Origin of the sequence: Paracoccus sp. 08 (assembly GCF_024105395.1) — a bacterium.
In the GTDB taxonomy this organism is placed as follows: Bacteria; Pseudomonadota; Alphaproteobacteria; order Rhodobacterales; family Rhodobacteraceae; genus Paracoccus; species Paracoccus marcusii.
The window spans coordinates 81,048-97,002 of the sequence record NZ_WEKR01000065.1 but is presented as its reverse complement, the minus strand read 5'-3'; the positions used below and the strand labels follow the sequence as shown (position 1 = coordinate 97,002).

At 68.5% G+C, this 15,955-nt stretch carries 10 protein-coding genes and 1 tRNA gene; 3 read left to right on the top strand and 8 right to left on the bottom strand.

Annotated elements, in window-relative coordinates; all coding sequences use genetic code 11:
- Positions 1–5 precede the first annotated feature (5 nt).
- The 5 genes from gltB to GBO37_RS16230 all read right to left on the bottom strand — a co-directional run bounded on the left by gltB (position 6) and on the right by GBO37_RS16230 (position 8,767).
- Positions 6–4,538 (bottom strand): glutamate synthase large subunit, encoded by a 4,533-nt coding sequence (gene gltB, locus GBO37_RS16250; RefSeq protein ID WP_164871460.1) that lies wholly within the window; start codon positions 4,536–4,538, stop codon positions 6–8.
- A gap of 2 nt (positions 4,539–4,540) precedes the next feature.
- Positions 4,541–5,248 (bottom strand): hypothetical protein, encoded by a 708-nt coding sequence (locus GBO37_RS16245; RefSeq protein WP_252930018.1) that lies wholly within the window; start codon positions 5,246–5,248, stop codon positions 4,541–4,543.
- A 97-nt stretch (positions 5,249–5,345) separates the two neighbouring features.
- Positions 5,346–6,830 carry an NAD(P)-dependent oxidoreductase gene (locus GBO37_RS16240; RefSeq protein ID WP_045982537.1) on the bottom strand — a complete coding sequence of 495 codons (1,485 nt, stop codon included), beginning with the start codon at positions 6,828–6,830 and terminating at the stop codon, positions 5,346–5,348.
- Between the two features lie 150 nt (positions 6,831–6,980).
- Entirely contained in the window at positions 6,981–7,784 is an 804-nt protein-coding gene (locus tag GBO37_RS16235; RefSeq protein WP_371927607.1) for an undecaprenyl-diphosphate phosphatase, read from the bottom strand.
- A complete protein-coding gene (locus tag GBO37_RS16230; RefSeq protein ID WP_252930017.1) occupies positions 7,784–8,767 on the bottom strand; it encodes a complex I NDUFA9 subunit family protein in 984 nt (327 codons plus the stop codon). Before GBO37_RS16230 ends, GBO37_RS16235 begins: the two co-directional genes overlap by 1 nt.
- 197 nt (positions 8,768–8,964) lie before the next feature.
- Between GBO37_RS16230 and GBO37_RS16225 the strand changes: the two genes are divergently transcribed.
- The 3 genes from GBO37_RS16225 to nagA all read left to right on the top strand — a co-directional run bounded on the left by GBO37_RS16225 (position 8,965) and on the right by nagA (position 11,126).
- Positions 8,965–9,049, top strand: a tRNA-Leu gene (locus GBO37_RS16225).
- A 122-nt stretch (positions 9,050–9,171) separates the two neighbouring features.
- The gene (locus tag GBO37_RS16220; protein WP_252930016.1) at positions 9,172–10,005 is read left to right on the top strand and encodes a BadF/BadG/BcrA/BcrD ATPase family protein; all 834 of its coding nucleotides are present in this window, start codon (positions 9,172–9,174) and stop codon (positions 10,003–10,005) included.
- Entirely contained in the window at positions 10,002–11,126 is a 1,125-nt protein-coding gene (nagA, locus tag GBO37_RS16215) for an N-acetylglucosamine-6-phosphate deacetylase (protein ID WP_252930015.1), read from the top strand. Before GBO37_RS16220 ends, nagA begins: the two co-directional genes overlap by 4 nt.
- Here nagA and GBO37_RS16210 read toward each other — a convergent pair.
- From GBO37_RS16210 to GBO37_RS16200, 3 genes are all read right to left on the bottom strand, one after another.
- The gene (locus GBO37_RS16210; RefSeq protein ID WP_252930014.1) at positions 11,123–12,751 is read right to left on the bottom strand and encodes a Na/Pi cotransporter family protein; all 1,629 of its coding nucleotides are present in this window, start codon (positions 12,749–12,751) and stop codon (positions 11,123–11,125) included. The genes nagA and GBO37_RS16210 overlap by 4 nt on opposite strands.
- Before the next feature lie 272 nt (positions 12,752–13,023).
- Positions 13,024–13,629: a CDP-alcohol phosphatidyltransferase family protein gene (locus GBO37_RS16205; RefSeq protein ID WP_252930013.1), complete on the bottom strand. Its 606-nt coding sequence runs from the start codon at positions 13,627–13,629 to the stop codon at positions 13,024–13,026.
- The gene (locus GBO37_RS16200; RefSeq protein WP_252930012.1) at positions 13,626–15,773 is read right to left on the bottom strand and encodes an FAD-dependent oxidoreductase; all 2,148 of its coding nucleotides are present in this window, start codon (positions 15,771–15,773) and stop codon (positions 13,626–13,628) included. Before GBO37_RS16200 ends, GBO37_RS16205 begins: the two co-directional genes overlap by 4 nt.
- Positions 15,774–15,955 lie beyond the last annotated feature (182 nt).

Here is a 15,955-nt window from a genome sequence, read left to right as displayed (position 1 = left end):
GGATGTCATTCCGCGGGAACCGCGCGGGTCTGGTCCACCGCCTCGATGGGGTGGGACAGGTGCTGCAGCATCTCCTTGGGGCAGACCTGCAGGAAATTGCCCTTCTCGCGGTCCCAGTTCGACAGGATCTCGTCGGCGCGACGCGAGCCGGTCTCCTTGAGGTGCCGTTCGATCAGGCCCTTCAGCTGATCCTCCCAGTGGTCCTGGGTCACCGCGCACATCACCAGCGTTTCCGGGTTGATGTAGTCGCGCGCCAGCCCCTCGGGGTCGTACAGATAGGCCATCCCCCCGGTCATGCCCGCACCGAAGTTCGCGCCGATCCGGCCCAGAATGACGGCCACGCCGCCGGTCATGTATTCGCAGCCGTTCGACCCGCAGCCCTCGATCACCACGCTTGCACCGCTGTTGCGGACCGCAAAGCGTTCGCCCGCCCGGCCCGCCGCGAACAGATGCCCGTTCGTCGCGCCATAGAGGACCGTGTTGCCGATGATCGTGTTGTCGGCCGCAACCAGCGGGCTGGCCATCGGCGGCCGCACCACGATGGTGCCGCCCGACAGACCCTTGCCGACATAGTCGTTGGCATCGCCCGAGACCTCGATCTTCAGCCCCGGGGCCGCGAAGGCGCCAAGCGACTGCCCGGCGCTGCCGGTCAGGCGGATCGTCAGGTGGTCGGGCTGCAGGTTGTTGCGCATCCCGAACTTCTGCACGATCAGCGACGACGTGCGCGTCCCGATGGTGCGGTGGGTGTTGCGGACCGCATAGGACAGCTGCATCTTCTCGCCGTCCTCGAAGAAACGGGCGGCGTCCTTGACGATCTCGGCGTCCAGCGTGTCCAGCACGGCATTGCGCGGCTTGGTGCGGTCATAGACGATCTTGTCCGCCCCATCGACGGTGATCAGCAGCGGGTTCAGGTCCAGATCGTCCAGGTTCGCCGCACCACGGCTGACCTGGGTCAGCAGGTCCGCACGACCGATGATCTCGTCGATCGACCGCGCGCCGATGGATGCCAGGATCTCGCGCACCTCCTGGGCATAGAAGGTGATCAGGTTCACCACCTTGTCCGCCGACCCGGTGAACATGGCGCGCAGCTTCTCGTCCTGGGTGCAGACGCCCACCGGGCAGGTGTTCGACTGGCACTGGCGGACCATGATGCAACCCATCGCGATCAGCGCGGCGGTGCCGATGCCGTATTCCTCGGCGCCCATCATCGCCGCCATGACGATGTCGCGGCCCGTGCGCAGACCGCCATCGGTGCGCAGCGTCACCCGCTCGCGCAGGCGGTTCATGGCCAGGACCTGATGCGCCTCGGTCAGGCCCATCTCCCACGGAAGACCCGCGAACTTGATCGACGTGGCGGGCGAGGCGCCCGTGCCGCCGTTATGGCCGCTGATCAGGATCACGTCGGCCTTGGCCTTGGCCACGCCCGCCGCGATGGTACCCACGCCCGACGATGCCACCAGCTTGACGGTGATCTTGGCGCGCGGGTTGATCTGCTTGAGGTCATAGATCAGCTGCGCCAGATCCTCGATGCTATAGATATCGTGGTGCGGCGGCGGGCTGATCAGCGTCACGCCCGGCGTCGAGTGACGCAGACGCGCGATCAGCTTGGTGACCTTCATGCCGGGCAGCTGGCCGCCCTCGCCGGGCTTGGCACCCTGGGCGACCTTGATCTCCAGCTCCTCGCAGGCGTTCAGGTATTCGGCGGTGACACCGAAGCGGCCGGAGGCGACCTGCTTGATCTTGGCGCAGGGGTTGTCGCCATTGGGCAGCGGGTGGCTGTGCGCCGGGTCCTCTCCGCCCTCGCCCGAATCGGACTTTGCGCCGATCCGGTTCATCGCGATGTTCAGCGTCATGTGCGCCTCGGGCGACAGCGCCCCAAGCGACATGCCCGGCGTCACGAAGCGCTTGCGGATCGAGGTGATCGATTCGACCTCCTCGATCGGCACCGGCTTGCCGAAGGGCTTGATGTCCAAGAGATCGCGGATGTGGATCGGCGGGTTGGTCCGCATCGTGGCGCTGAACTGCTTCCAGATGTCATAGGACGCCTTTTCGCAGGCCACCTGCAGCAGCTTCATGGTATTGGCTTCCCAGGCGTGCTTTTCACCCGTCCGCCGCAGCTTGTAGAAGCCGCCGACCGGCAGCATGTCCACGTTGTCGGTGCGGAAGGCGACCCGGTGCAGCGCCTCCAGCTTGGCCTGCAGCCCGTGCAGGCCGATGCCCGAGATCCGCGACTGCATGCCGGGGAAATATTCCGCGACCATGGCGCGCGACAGGCCCACCGCCTCGAAGTTCAGACCGCCCCGATAGGACGACAGGACCGAGATGCCCATCTTGGCCATGATCTTCAGCAGGCCCGCGTCGATGGCCGTGCGATAGCGGCGCATGTTCTCGACCAGGGTCCCGGTCAGCAGCCCGCGCGCGATCCGGTCGTCGATCGAATCCTGCGCCAGATAGGGGTTCACGGTCGTCGCGCCGCAGCCGATCAGCACCGCAAAGTAATGCGGGTCGATGCATTCCGCCGACCGCACGTTGACCGAACAGAAAGTCCGCAGGCCCTTGCGGGTCAGCCAGGAATGCACTGCGCTGGTCGCCAGGATCATCGGCATCGCGACCCGACCAGGGCCCTGCGCGTCGTCAGACAGCACCAGATGGCCCGCGCCCGACCGCACGGCATCCTCGGCCTCGGCGCGGATGCGTGCCAGACCCTCACCCAGGGCGTCCGGCCCCGCGCCTTCGGCAAAGGTGCAGTCGATGACGGTGACGGTGTCGCCGAACATCTTGACCATCTCATCGTATTCGCCGTTGGCGATGAACGGGCTCTCCAGCACCACGATCTCGGTCTGGGCACTGCTTTCGTCCAGCACGTTCTTGAGGTTGCCGAAGCGTGTCTTGAGGCTCATCACCCGCGTCTCGCGCAGGCTGTCGATCGGCGGGTTCGTCACCTGGCTGAAGTTCTGGCGGAAGAAATGGCTCATCGGGCGGTACTGGTTCGACAGGACCGCAGGCGGCGTGTCGTCACCCATCGACGCGATGGCCTCCTTGGCATCCTCGGCCATGGGGGCCAAGACATGCTCCAGATCCTCATGGGTGAACCCGGCCGCGCTCTGCCGGCGGCGCAGGGCGTCGCCCTGATACCGCACCACCTCGGGCAGGTCGCGCATGATGTCATTCAGCTCGGTGACCTTCTCGATCCACTCGCCAAAGGGCTGGCTGCCGGCCAGGCGGTCCTTGATATCGGTGTCGTGGTACAGCTTGCCGTCCCACATATCGACCGCGATCATCTGCCCCGGCCCCAGCGCGCCCTTTTCGCGCACGCCGGTCTCGTCCACCGGGACCATGCCGACCTCGGAGCCCGCGATCAGCAGGTTGTCGCCCGTCACGACATAGCGCATGGGGCGCAGCCCGTTGCGGTCCAGACCGCCGCAGACCCAACGCCCGTCGGTCATGGCCAGCGCCGCGGGGCCGTCCCACGGCTCCATCACCGCGTTGCAATAGGCGTACATGTCCGCCCAGGCCTTGGGCATGTCGGTGGTGGCCTTGGACCAGCTTTCCGGGACCAGCATCGTCTTGGTCATCGGCGCGGACCGCCCGGACCGCACCAGAACCTCGAACACCGCATCCAGCGCCGCCGAATCCGACGACCCGGCGGGCACGATCGGCTTGATGTCCTCGGCCGCGTCGCCGAAGGCCGACGATGCCATGCGGATCTCGTGGCTGCGCAGCCAGTTCAGGTTGCCCTTCAGCGTGTTGATCTCGCCGTTATGGGCCAGCATGCGGAAAGGCTGGGCCAGCCACCATTGCGGGAAGGTGTTGGTTGAATAACGCTGGTGATAGATCGCGAAGGCCGATTCAAACCGCTCGTCCTTCAGGTCGGGATAGAATTCGGCGACCTGCTCGGCCAGCATCATGCCCTTGTAGATGATCGACCGGCAGGACAGCGAACAGAAATACAGCTCGCGCACCTGCGCCGCGATGGCGGCCTTCTCGATGCGGCGGCGGATGATGTACAGCTCGCGCTCGAAGCGGACCTGGTCGATGTCCTTCTCGCAGCGGATCAGGATCTGCTCGATCTCGGGGCGGGTGGCGTTCGCCTTCTCGCCCAGCACGGCGGTGTTCACTGGCACATGGCGCCAGCCATAGATATAGTGCCCCATCCGCAGGACCTCGGATTCCACGATGGTCCGGCAGGCCTCCTGGGCGGCAAAGTTCGTGCGCGGCAGGAACACCTGGCCGACCGCGATCAGCTTGTTCTGATCGGGTTCGTGTCCCGTGCGGCGCACCTGGTCATAGAAGAACGGCACCGGGATCTGGACGTGGATGCCCGCGCCGTCACCGGTCTTGCCGTCCGCGTCCACCGCGCCGCGATGCCAGATGGCCTTCAGCGCGTCGATGCCGTTCTGCACGACCCGGCGGCTGGCCTTGCCGTCCAGATCGACCACGAAGCCCACGCCGCAGGACGAATGCTCGTCCTCCTCGCGGTACAGGCTGTTCTGGTCCATCCATGCGCGGCGGGCTTCTTCCTGTGCTTGCCAGTCCATGGTCATGATGCGGCCCTTTCCTGCGGGATCTGCGTCAGCAACTGATCGCAGTCGAATTGTGGGGTTGTGGAACCGAACCCGGCCTCGCCGGGAAAGGTGAACAGCACGGGGCTGTCGTCGGTCTCGGTCTTGGTGCCGGTCCAGTCGCTGCCGGTCTCGGTCCCGCCATAGAAGCGGTTGAACTCGCGGCTGATGTACTGGCTGCCCTCGCGGGTGATCAGAACCTCGCCGCCGGCGTCGCGGGTGGTCAGCCGGAAGCGGGTCCGTTCCAGTGCCTGGCCATCGATCGTGACGGTCTCTCCGGTCAGGGTGTCGGCGCCCTGGTGGTGCAGGCGCTGGCCGTCATCGGTCTGGGTCCAGAAGTCGAAATCATCGCGCCCCGTGGCCAGCAGTTCGCTGAAGCTGGCATGGTCGTCGGCCTCCTCGACCAGCCGGTCGATCAGGCCGGACGACATGCTCTGGCTCTCGATCCAGCGCGTCTCGGCGTCGATGGTGGACAGGTGGTACAGCCCCTCGCGCCCGAAATGGGCGCTGTGCTGATAGCCTTCGGGATCGGCACTGCAGGTATAGTACTGGCTGACGGTGCAGCTGCGGTTCTGCACCGTGACGTTCAGCGTGCAGCCCGCGGGCGGCGTGAAGCTGGCCGCCCCCGCCTGCCCCGCCGCCAGCATCCCGCCCGCCAGCACCAGAAGCGTCAACAGGCCCGACATGATCCCGACAGCGGGGACGGCCCGCGCCGCCGCTGCTCCATGCCGCCGTCCGCACGCTGCACGCCCCGTGTCATGGTGGTGCGCCATCGCCATGCCCCTATTCGGCGGCGATGCGGGCATCGCCCGTCAGGAAGGTCGCGATCGCGTCCGCGGCCTCGCGCCCGTCCCGGATCGCCCAGACGACCAGGCTGGCGCCGCGCACGATGTCGCCCACCGCGAACACGCCAGGGATCGAGGTCTGGTGCGTCTGGAAGTTCGCCTTGATGGTGCCCCACCGCGTGACCTCCAGCCCGTCCACGCCCCACAGCTTGGGCAGGTCCTCGGGTTCGAATCCCAGGGCCTTGATGACCAGGTCGGCGGGTTCGTCGTAATCGGCGCCCTCGATCAGCTCGGGCGACTGGCGGCCGGTGACGTCGGGCTGACCCAGGCGCATCTTCTGGATGCGCACCGAGGCGATCTGCGGCAGACCGTCGACGTCACGCTCCTGCGCCTCGGCGGCGATGCCGGTCACGTGGCCCGCAAAGGCGCCGGGGGCCGACAGCCAGACGAACTCGACGCCCTCCTCCTCGGCGTTCTGCACCTCGCGCTGGCTCCCCGGCATGTTGGCGCGGTCGCGCCGGTACAGGCACTTGACCGATTGGGCGCCCTGGCGGATGGCCGTGCGCACGCAATCCATGGCCGTGTCGCCGCCGCCGATGACGACGACGCGCTTGCCCTTGGCGTTCAGCTCTCCGTCGTCGAAATCGGGAACATCGTCGCCGAACTCGACCTTGTTCGAGGCGGTCAGATAGTCGATCGCGCGGACGATCCCGCCGTGATCGGCGTTGTCCAGGTCCAGGTCGCGGGTCTTGTAGACGCCCGTGGCGATCAACACCGCATCGTGCTTGCCGCGGATCGCGTCAAAGCTGATGTCCTCGCCCACGTTGCAGTTCAGCACGAACTCGACGCCGCTGTCCGCCAGCAGCTGGTTGCGGCGCATCACCACGTCCTTCTCCAGCTTGAAGCCGGGGATGCCATAGGTCATCAGCCCGCCCGCGCGGTCATAGCGGTCATAGATCGTGACCTGGAACCCCTGCTTGCGCAGCATGTCCGCCGCGGCCAGGCCGCCCGGCCCGGCCCCGATGATGCCGACCGATTCGGCACGCTCCTGCGCGGGCTTGAAGGGCTGGACCCAGCCGTTGTCCCAGGCGGTGTCGGTGATGTACTTCTCGACCGCGCCGATGGTGACGGTGCCGTGGCCCGACTGCTCGATCACGCAGTTGCCCTCGCACAGGCGGTCCTGGGGACAGATGCGGCCGCAGATCTCGGGGAAGGTGTTGGTGGCCTGGCTGACGCGATAGGCCTCCTCCAGGCGACCCTCGGCGGTCAGACGCAGCCAGTCGGGGATGTTGTTGTGCAACGGGCAATGCGACTGGCAATAGGGCACGCCGCACTGGCTGCAGCGGCTGGACTGTTCGGCGGCCTTGGCTGCGGCGAATTCGCGATAGATCTCGTGGAAATCCTCGCTGCGGTCGGCAGCGGCGCGTTTTTCGGGCATCTCGCGCGGGGTCGAGACGAATGTCAGCATCTTCTGCGTGGCCATGGCTGCGCTACCTTCCCTGAAAGGACTTCGGCAACCGCAATAAACCAAGGCTTTTGCGATGAAAAGTCAGCAATACTGACCTAATCGCCACTTTTTCGGTGCGCGGACCAAGTTTTTGTCCGAACACCCGCAATATTAGGTCAGCATTGCTTACATACCCAGTGCAAGCGCCAGCAATGCAAGGCTTCCAACGATGATGCGCCACCATGCGAACAGCCCGTATCCGTGCTGGGATACATAACCAAGCAGCCAGCGTACCACCACGACGGCGGCCAGAAAGGCGGTGATGAAGCCCACGGCGATGTCGTTGATCGCGCCCGCATCCAGCGCCGCGCGATTCTGCCACAGGTCCAAGCTGAAGGCGCCCAGCATCGTGGGCATCGCCAGGAAGAACGAGAATTCGGCGGCCGACCGCTTGTCCGCGCCCATCAGCAGGGCACCGACGATGGTGGCCCCCGACCGCGACACGCCGGGGATCATGGCAAGGCACTGGAACAGGCCGATGCGGAAGGCCATCGACAAAGGAATATCCTCGGCCCGGGTATAGCGGGGGGTGACGGCGCGGCGGTCGACCCACAGCAAGACGAAGCCGCCCAGGATCAGCATGACCGCGACCAGCATCGGCGTCTCGAACAGCACCGTCTTGATAAAGCCGTGCGCCATCGCGCCGATCACCGCCGCCGGGGCAAAGGCCAGCAGGACCGCGCCGATGAACCGCCGGGCGACCGGATCGTGGGGCGCGTCGCGCACCACCTGCACCAGCCGGGCGGCGTAAAGGCCCAGGATCGCCAGCAGGGCGCCCAGCTGGATCAGTACCTCGAAGGACCGGGCGGGCGAATCGAAGCCCAGGAAATGACCGGCCAGCAGCAGGTGGCCCGTCGACGACACCGGAATGAACTCGGTCAGGCCCTCGAGAACCCCGAGGGCGGCGGCGACGATCGTGTTGTGGTCCATCAGTGCTCGCGCAGGTTCTTGGCCGACCGCTTGATCGAATCGTACTGGCCCGACGGGCGGAAGCGCACCAGATAGTCGTCCAGAACGGACCCGGCCGCCGTGGGCACGATGCCCAGATCCGCGAAACCGCGGGCGCCGGGCGTGACGACGTTGTCCTTGCGCAGCAGGGCCAGCTGGTCGCGGCTCAGCGGACTGGTGAACAGGCCGCCGGTGACCGCCTGCGCCACGCCCATCGCGGCCGATGCCAGTCGCGCGATCGGGAACGGCAGGTTCACCACCGCGCGGCGGCGGTGGACGGCGGACAGCACCTGCCCCACGATCTGGCGCGTGGTCAGGATCTCGGGACCGCCCAGTTCATAGATGCCGGGGGCGGCGGCGCCGGTGGCGCCCATCACCGCCGCGCGGGCGACGTCGCCCACGAAGACCGGCTGCATCCGGGTGTTGCCGCCCACGATGGGCATCACCGGCCCCATCCGCGACATGCCCGCAAAGCGGTTGTAGAAATTGTCGTTGGCACCGAAGATCACCGACGGGCGCAGCACGACCGCATCGGGACGCGCGGCCAGCACCGCGGCCTCGCCCCGCGATTTCGACGCGATGTACGTGCTGTCCGATTCGGGATCGATCCCCAGGCCCGAGATGTGGACCAGCCGCGCGACGCCCATCTCCGCCGACAGGCGGGCGATGTTGTCGGCGCCGGTCTCGAACACGGTCTTGAAGGTGCTCTTGCCCTGCGCGTTCAGGATGTTGACGCAGTTGATCGCGGCATCCGCCCCGGTCAGGGCAGCCCGGACGGAGTTTTCGTCGCGGATGTTGCACATCACGGGGACGACCTGCCCGACCGCGCCATAGGTGCGGGTGAACAGCGCCTCGTCGGGGCGGCGGACGGCTATGCGGACGCGCCAGCCCTCCTTGGCCATCAGCCGGGCCACCTGCCGGCCGACAAAGCCCGATCCGCCAAAGATCGTGACCAGTTTCGCCATGGGCGTCTCGCCTCCCTCTGATAGGCCGAATGTCGCGTGATCCTTACCCCCGACGCGCGTTCCGGGCAAGGCTGCGCAGGGTCGCGGGCAGCTTCGCGCACGGCCTTGGCAGGTCTTGGCAAAAAACTGTCGAAAAACTTTCACGACCCCCATTGACGCCCCCCCGCACTCGCTTTAATCAGCCGCTCATACCACCTGCCCAGGTGGCGGAATTGGTAGACGCGCACGGTTCAGGTCCGTGTGCCGCAAGGTGTGGAGGTTCGAGTCCTCTCCTGGGCACCAAAAACAAAACCCCCGAAAACCTCGTGTTTTCGGGGGTTTTGCTTGTCCGGCGGGACGATCCGACCTTGGGGCTTTTCATTTCCGCGCCGGTCGCGTTCCCTCTGGCGAAACATGGGGACGTGATGAGCTTGTATCTGGGGATCGACGGGGGCGGCACGGGCTGCCGGGCGGCCATTGCCGATGCGGCGGGCCGCGTGCTGGGCCGCGGTCAGGGCGGGCCGGCAAACATCAATTCCGATCCATTCGGCGCGGTGACCAGCGTGCTGGCCGCGGCGACGGCGGCGATGGCTCAGGCCGGGGCCTCGCCTGCGGACCTGACCGCGGTGCTGGGCCTGGCCGGGGGCGGCATGCAGGACGCGGCCCGCGCGATGCAGGCGCGCCTGCCCTTCGCGCGCAGCCTTGTGGTGAACGATGCCGTCACCGCCGCGCGCGGCGCGCTTGGCGCGGATGACGGCATCCTGGTCGCGGTCGGCACCGGGTCGGTGCTGGCGGTCCAGCGCGGCGGCCAGCTGCGCCAGATCGGGGGGCGCGGCTTTCTGATGGGGGACGAGGGCAGCGGTGCCGTCCTGGGCCGCACCCTGCTGGCGCGGGCGATGCGGGCGGGCGACGGGCTGGTCCCGGACACGCCCCTGCTGTCCGCGCTGCGTGACGAATTCGGCGGGATCGAGGGGATCATCGCCTTCGGCACCGGCGCTGCGCCCGCGCGCTTTGCGGAACTGGCCCCGCGCCTGGTCGCCTCGGACGATCCCGCGGCCCGTGCGATTCTGGACCAGGCGGTGGCCCAGATCGGCGACGCGGTGCGCGTGCTGCAGGATGGCGCCCGCCTGCCGGTGGTCTGCACCGGCGGGCTGGGCCCCTTCTATGCCACGGCGCTGGCGGCGGACTGGCCCGTCGTTCCCGCCCGCGGCACAGGCGTGGACGGTGCGCTGGACATGGCACGGGCCTGGGCGCCATGACCCTGCAGACCCTGGCCGCCACCACCCTGTTCGATGGCGCGCAGCTGCTGGACGACATGGCGGTGATCCTGCGCGACGAGGTGATCGAGGCCATCGTGCCGCGCCCGGCAGGCGTGGTTCCGATGCCCGGCATCCTGGCCCCCGGTTTCGTCGACCTTCAGGTGAACGGCGGCGCCGGGCTGATGGTCGGCGCAGGAACCGACGCCGCAGCCCTGGCGCGCATCTGCGCGGTGCATCGCGATCTGGGCTGCGCGGGCATCCTGCCGACGCTGATCACCGACGGACCCCAGGTCACGGCGCGCGTGCTGGCCGCCGGGATCGCCGCCGCCCGCGTCGACACGCCGGGCTTTCTGGGCCTGCACCTGGAGGGGCCGCATCTGGACCCGCGCCGCGCCGGGGCGCATGACGCAGCCCTGATCCGCCCGATGACCGATGCCGACATGGCCGCCCTGATCGCCGCCCGCGCGGACCTGCCCGCGCTGATGGTGACCCTGGCCCCCGAGGCCACCACACCTGCCCAAATCGCCGCCCTGACCGCGGCGGGGATCATCGTCAGCCTTGGCCACAGCGACTGCACGCTGGATCAGGCACAGGCGGCCTTTGCGGCAGGGGCGCGCTGCGCCACGCATCTGTTCAACGCCATGAGCCCGCTTGGCCACCGCCAGCCCGGTCTGGTCGGCGCGGTCCTGTCGGGCGATGCGCAGGCCGGGATCATCGCGGACGGCACCCATGTCGACCCGGCGGCGCTGCGCATCGCACTGCGCGCACGGCCTGGGGGGTTGTTCCTGGTCAGCGACTGCATGGCGGTCGCGGGCACCACGCTGACCGAATTTCCATTGCAGGGCCGTCGCATCCTGCGGCGCGACGGGCGGCTGACGCTGGCGGACGGCACGCTGGCCGGCGCGGATCTGCGGCTGGACCGCGCGGTGCGCGTCGCGGTGGCGGCGGGCGCGGGCCCGGCGCAGGCGCTGGCGATGGCGACGTCGGTCCCGGCCGACCTGATCGGGGCCAAGGCCGGGCGCATCGCGCCGGGCCGGGCCGCGGACCTGATCCTGCTGGACGCGGACCTGCACCTGACCGGCATCCGCGACGGCGCGGGCTGGCGCGCGCCCCGGGCCTAGCTGCCGCGCAGCCGGCTTTCGATCAGCAGCCCTTCGTCCTGCAGGATCGGATGGGCGACCGAGACCGCATGGGCATTGATCCGCTTGAGGTCGCGCAGCAGGTCCAGATGCAGGGACGAGGTTTCGCGGCTTTCGGTCTGGCCTTCGCGCAGGCGGATCAGGTGGCGCTGCGCGGACTGGCGTTCCAGGTTGCGGATGGTGACCTTCTGCTCCATCAGGCGGCGGGCCATGTCGCGGTCACGCGTCATGAACACCGTCTGCGCCATGCGCAGGTTCTCCTGCGTCAGCAGGAACAGCGCGTCCAGTTCGCGGAACCCCTCGCCCGAAAAGCGCAGGCCCAGGCCGATCTTCTTGGCCACCTCGGGGGACAGGCCCCGGTCGATGATGTCGCCGATATGTTCCAGGTTGATGACGTAATCCAGGATGTCGATGGCCTGCCGACGCTCGGCCTCGGTCGCGTCGCCGGTCAGGCGCGACAGATAGTTCTTGACCTGCTGCTGTCGCCGGTCGACCTGATCCTCGATCGCGCGGACCTCGGCCAGGGGGGCGGGATCGTGCTTGCGGAACGCCGCGCGGGTCTGGGCCAGCATCCGCTCGACGCTGTCGCCGATGTCCAGAACCTCGCGCCGGGCGCCGGTCAGGGCCAGGGGCGGCGCGTCCAGAACCTGCGCATCCAGCCAGCGCGGCGCGGTCGAGGCCGCATGCGCGTCCTGCGGCATCAGCACCGCCACCAGACGGCAGACCAGCGCGTTGAAGGGCCAGATCAGCGCCGCCAGCGCCAGGTTGAACGCCAGGTGGGCGCTGACCGCCAAGGGCCCCACGGCCAGGGGCATGGCATTCAGCGCGCCCGCCGCCAATCCCGCCAGCGGCAGCGCGATCAGGCAGCCGATGGCGCGCACCGTCAGGTTGCCCAGCAGCACCCGCCGTGCGGCGATATCCAGCGTGGCCCCCGCCAGCACCGGCGCCATCGCGCCGCCCAGGTTCGCGCCCAGCACCATGACCACCGTCAGGTCGGGCGGCAGAACCAGCGACCCGATCAGCAGCACCGCCGCCAACGATGACGAACACAAAAGCGCGATCCCCGCCGCGAAGGCCAGCGCCACGGGCCAGGCCTGATCCAGCATCGGCAGGAAGGCGGCCATCTGCGGCGAGGCGAGCAGCGGCGCGGTCGCCTGGTCCAGCAACGTCAGCGACACCAGCATCAGCCCTACGCCGATCAGGGCCGTGCCCACCCCCGACGTCACCGTCGTGCCCCGGCGGCGCAGGCCGTAACCCAGCAGCACCAGGACCGGCGCGACCGCGGTGATGTCGGTCGACACGATCACCGCCGTCATCGCCGTGCCGACATTCGCGCCCAGCAGCACGATCTGCGCGCGGCGGGTGGCGATCATCTCTCGCTGGACGAAGGACGCGGTCAGCAGGGCGGTGGCCGTCGACGATTGCAGACCCAAGGTGGCGGCAAGCCCCGATGCGAAGGCCCGCAGCCCCGTGCGCGTGCCCGCGCCCAGGATCAGCTTCATTCGCAGGCCGAAGGCCTCGACCATGCCGTCGCGCACCAGTCCCAGACCGAACAGCAGCAGCGCCACCGCGCCTGCCAGCTGCAGGAAACCCAGAATCGATGCCATGTGCCTTTACCATCCCTTTCCGGGCTGCCCGCGCGGGCCGTCACAGATCCGACTTGAAGCCGCCCCTTGCATCCTGTGAAGGGGATAACGACGCAGCGGGCGCCGCTGTTGCACAAAGCGCACAGGATTTGGGCCGATGCCGTGCCTAAAATGGATTTAGCGCCCTGTGAATCTGAGCCTATGGCGCAGAATACATCCAAAGATTTGTCACCATCCCCGGACCGGGTGAGATTCGACGTTTAACTTAAAATCGCAGTACAATGGAAACCTGTTCACCGGAACGCGGTCCAGCCCTGGTGCCACCGCAGGATCGTGGTGACGCCGCAGGCCGCGGCAAAGATCCAGGCCAGCAGTGGAAAGGATGCGGGGATCAGGCACATCGCCAGGAACAAGACGATCGTCTCGAACCCCTCGGTCAGGCCGCCCAGATAGTAGATGCCCTTGGTCGGAAAGGCCGCCGCCCGGTCGCCGCGCCGGGCGGCGATAGCGGCAAAGGCCAAAAACGACGATCCGGTCCCCACGAAGGCCGCGATCAGCACCGCCGCGGGCAGCGCGTTGGCCGCGGGATCGTGCAGGGCGAACCCCACCGGCACCAGCGCATAGAAGACGAAGTCCAGCGCGATATCCAGAAAGGCGCCGCGGTCGGTCGGGCCCTGGATGCGTGCGACCGCGCCGTCCAGCCCGTCCATGATCCGGTTCGCCGCGATCAGCACCAGCGCCGCGGTCCACCACCCCAGGGCCAGCGCGGCCACCGCCAGCAGACCCACGGCAAAGCCCGCGATGCTGATGGTGTCCGCCTTGACGCCGCGGGCAGCCAGCATCTGCGCCGGGTGCCGCAGGGCCGCGCGCTGCAGCGGTTGCAGTCGGGCGTCGATCATCCGCGCCTCCATCGATGATAGCGTTCGACCAGCGCCAGCAGGCGCGGGTTCACATGGGCGCGCCGCCAGGTGCCGGCGACCGCCTTGTTGGCCTCGGCCCAGGTCGGATAGATGTGGATCGTGGCCAAAACCTTGTTCAGGCCTAGGCCGTGCTTCATGGCTAGGACGAACTCCGCGATCAGGTCACCGGCGTGATCACCCGCGATGGTCACGCCCAGGATGCGGTCGCGCCCCGGCGGGGTCAGCACCTTGACGAAGCCGCGCGCCGCCCCGTCGGTGATGGCGCGGTCCAGGTCGGCCAGGTCATAGCGCGTGACCTCGACCGCGATGCCCCGGTCGCGGGCCTCTGTCTCGGACAGGCCGACGCGGGCGATCTGCGGATCGGTGAAGGTGGCCCAGGGGATCACGCGGTCATCGACCCTGAACCGCCTGAGAATGCCGAACAGCGCGCTGACGCTGGCGAACCAGGCCTGGTGGGATGCGGCATGGGTGAACTGGAACGGTCCGGCCACGTCGCCCGCCGCCAGGATGTGGGGAAAGCGGGTCTGCAGGAAGGCGTTCGTGACGATGGTGCGGTCGGTCTCGATCCCCAGACGGTCCAGTCCGAACCCCTCCAGCCGGGCGCTGCGGCCCACGGCCACGATGATCTGGTCAAAGCCGATGCGGCGGGCCGCGCCGTCCCGTTCGACCTCGATCCACCTGCCCCCGTCGATGCCGCAGCGGATCGCGCGGTGCCCGGTCAGCACCGTCACCCCGTCGGCGCGCAGGGCGTCCGCGACCAGGGCCGACACCTCGGGGTCCTCGCGCATCAACAGGCGGGGGGCCATCTCGATCTGGGTGACGTCGGACCCCAGCCGCGCAAAGGCCTGCGACAGCTCGCAGCCGATCGGCCCGCCGCCCAGGACAACCAGCCGCCGCGGCGCGTGGTCATGATCCGCCAGCCGCGACCACAGCGTCTCCGAGGTCAGCGGGTCGACCAGGTCCAGCCCCGGCAGCGGCGGCATGACGGGCCGCGCACCGGTCGCGATGATGATCGCCCGCGTGGTCAGCCGCCGCTCGGCGCCCTGCGGGTCGGTGACCGCGACCGTCCAAGGGTCGATCAGGCGGGCGTGGCCCTGCAGCACATCGACCCCCAGCCCGGCATAGCGTTCGACGCTGTCATGGGGCGCGATGTCGGCGATGACCTGGCGGATGCGGTCCATGACCGCGCGAAACGGGACCGCGGGCGGCGTATCGGCCAGCCCGAAGCGCGCGGCATGGCGCATCTGATGCGCCAGGGTCGCGCTGCGGATCAGCGCCTTGGACGGAACGCAGCCATGGTTCAGGCAGTCGCCGCCCATCGCGCCGGCCTCGATCAGGGTCACCTTGGCCTTGGTCGCCGCGGCGATGTAGGCCGAGACCAACCCGGCCGAACCCGCGCCGATCACCACCAGATTGCGGTCGAACCACCGGGGTCGGGTCCATCCGGCATAGGCGCGACGGCGGCGAAGGATGCCCACGATGGCGCGGGCGATCCACGGAAACACGGCCAGCGCCGCGAAGGACGCCAACAGGGGCGGCGACACGATCTCGGACAGGCTGTCCAGTGCGGCCAGCTGCGTGCCCGCGTTCACATAGACCGCGGTGCCCGCCAGCATGCCAAGCTGGCTGACCCAATAGAACGTCCGGGTACGGATCGGCGTCAGGCCCATCAGCAGGTTCGTGGCAAAGAACGGCATCACCGGGATCAGCCGCAGCGAAAACAGATAGAACGCCCCGTCCCGTGCCAGCCCGGTCTCGATCCCCTTGGCCCGCGCGCCCAGCCGCGCCCGCACCCAGTCCCGCAGCAGGTACCGCGCCGCCAGAAAGGCCAGCGTCGCCCCAATGGCCGACGCGAACGAGACGATCGCCAACCCTGTCCAGAACCCGAACAGCGCGCCCCCGGCCAGCGTCAGCCAGACCGCGATCGGCAAGGACAGCGCGGTGATCGCGACATAGGCGGCGGCGAACAGCGCCGCGACCAGCACCGGCCGCTGCTGCTGATACTCGGCCACGGCGGACAGATGCCCGCGCAGCGACTGCAGCGTCACGTCCTGACCGCCCAGCAGCCACGACCCGGCCAGCACAAGCGTCGCGACAAGGATCAGCAGAACGGGTCTGGTCACGGCATGTCCTTCATCACGGCCTCGGGGCACCTACCCGACAGGTCGTCAGGATGCCCGAAGTCTTACCGGACCGCCGCGACCCGCCCGGTCACGTCCCCGTGTACACGCGGCCCCGTCATCCCCGTCATCCCCGTCGGAGCCGTCGGAGCCGTCGGAGCCGTCGGAGCCGTCGGAGCCGTCGG

Bases quoted from the DNA above. Each gene is read 5' to 3' on its own strand.
- GBO37_RS16240 (WP_045982537.1), bottom strand. From the start codon at position 6,830: ATGGCCACGCAGAAGATGCTGACATTCGTCTCGACCCCGCGCGAGATG.
- GBO37_RS16230 (WP_252930017.1), bottom strand. From the start codon at position 8,767: ATGGCGAAACTGGTCACGATCTTTGGCGGATCGGGCTTTGTCGGCCGG.
- GBO37_RS16220 (WP_252930016.1), top strand. From the start codon at position 9,172: ATGAGCTTGTATCTGGGGATCGACGGGGGCGGCACGGGCTGCCGGGCG.
- GBO37_RS16235 (WP_371927607.1), bottom strand. From the start codon at position 7,784: ATGGACCACAACACGATCGTCGCCGCCGCCCTCGGGGTTCTCGAGGGC.
- nagA (WP_252930015.1), top strand. From the start codon at position 10,002: ATGACCCTGCAGACCCTGGCCGCCACCACCCTGTTCGATGGCGCGCAG.
- GBO37_RS16210 (WP_252930014.1), bottom strand. From the start codon at position 12,751: ATGGCATCGATTCTGGGTTTCCTGCAGCTGGCAGGCGCGGTGGCGCTG.
- GBO37_RS16205 (WP_252930013.1), bottom strand. From the start codon at position 13,629: ATGATCGACGCCCGACTGCAACCGCTGCAGCGCGCGGCCCTGCGGCAC.
- GBO37_RS16245 (WP_252930018.1), bottom strand. From the start codon at position 5,248: ATGTCGGGCCTGTTGACGCTTCTGGTGCTGGCGGGCGGGATGCTGGCG.
- gltB (WP_164871460.1), bottom strand. From the start codon at position 4,538: ATGGACTGGCAAGCACAGGAAGAAGCCCGCCGCGCATGGATGGACCAG.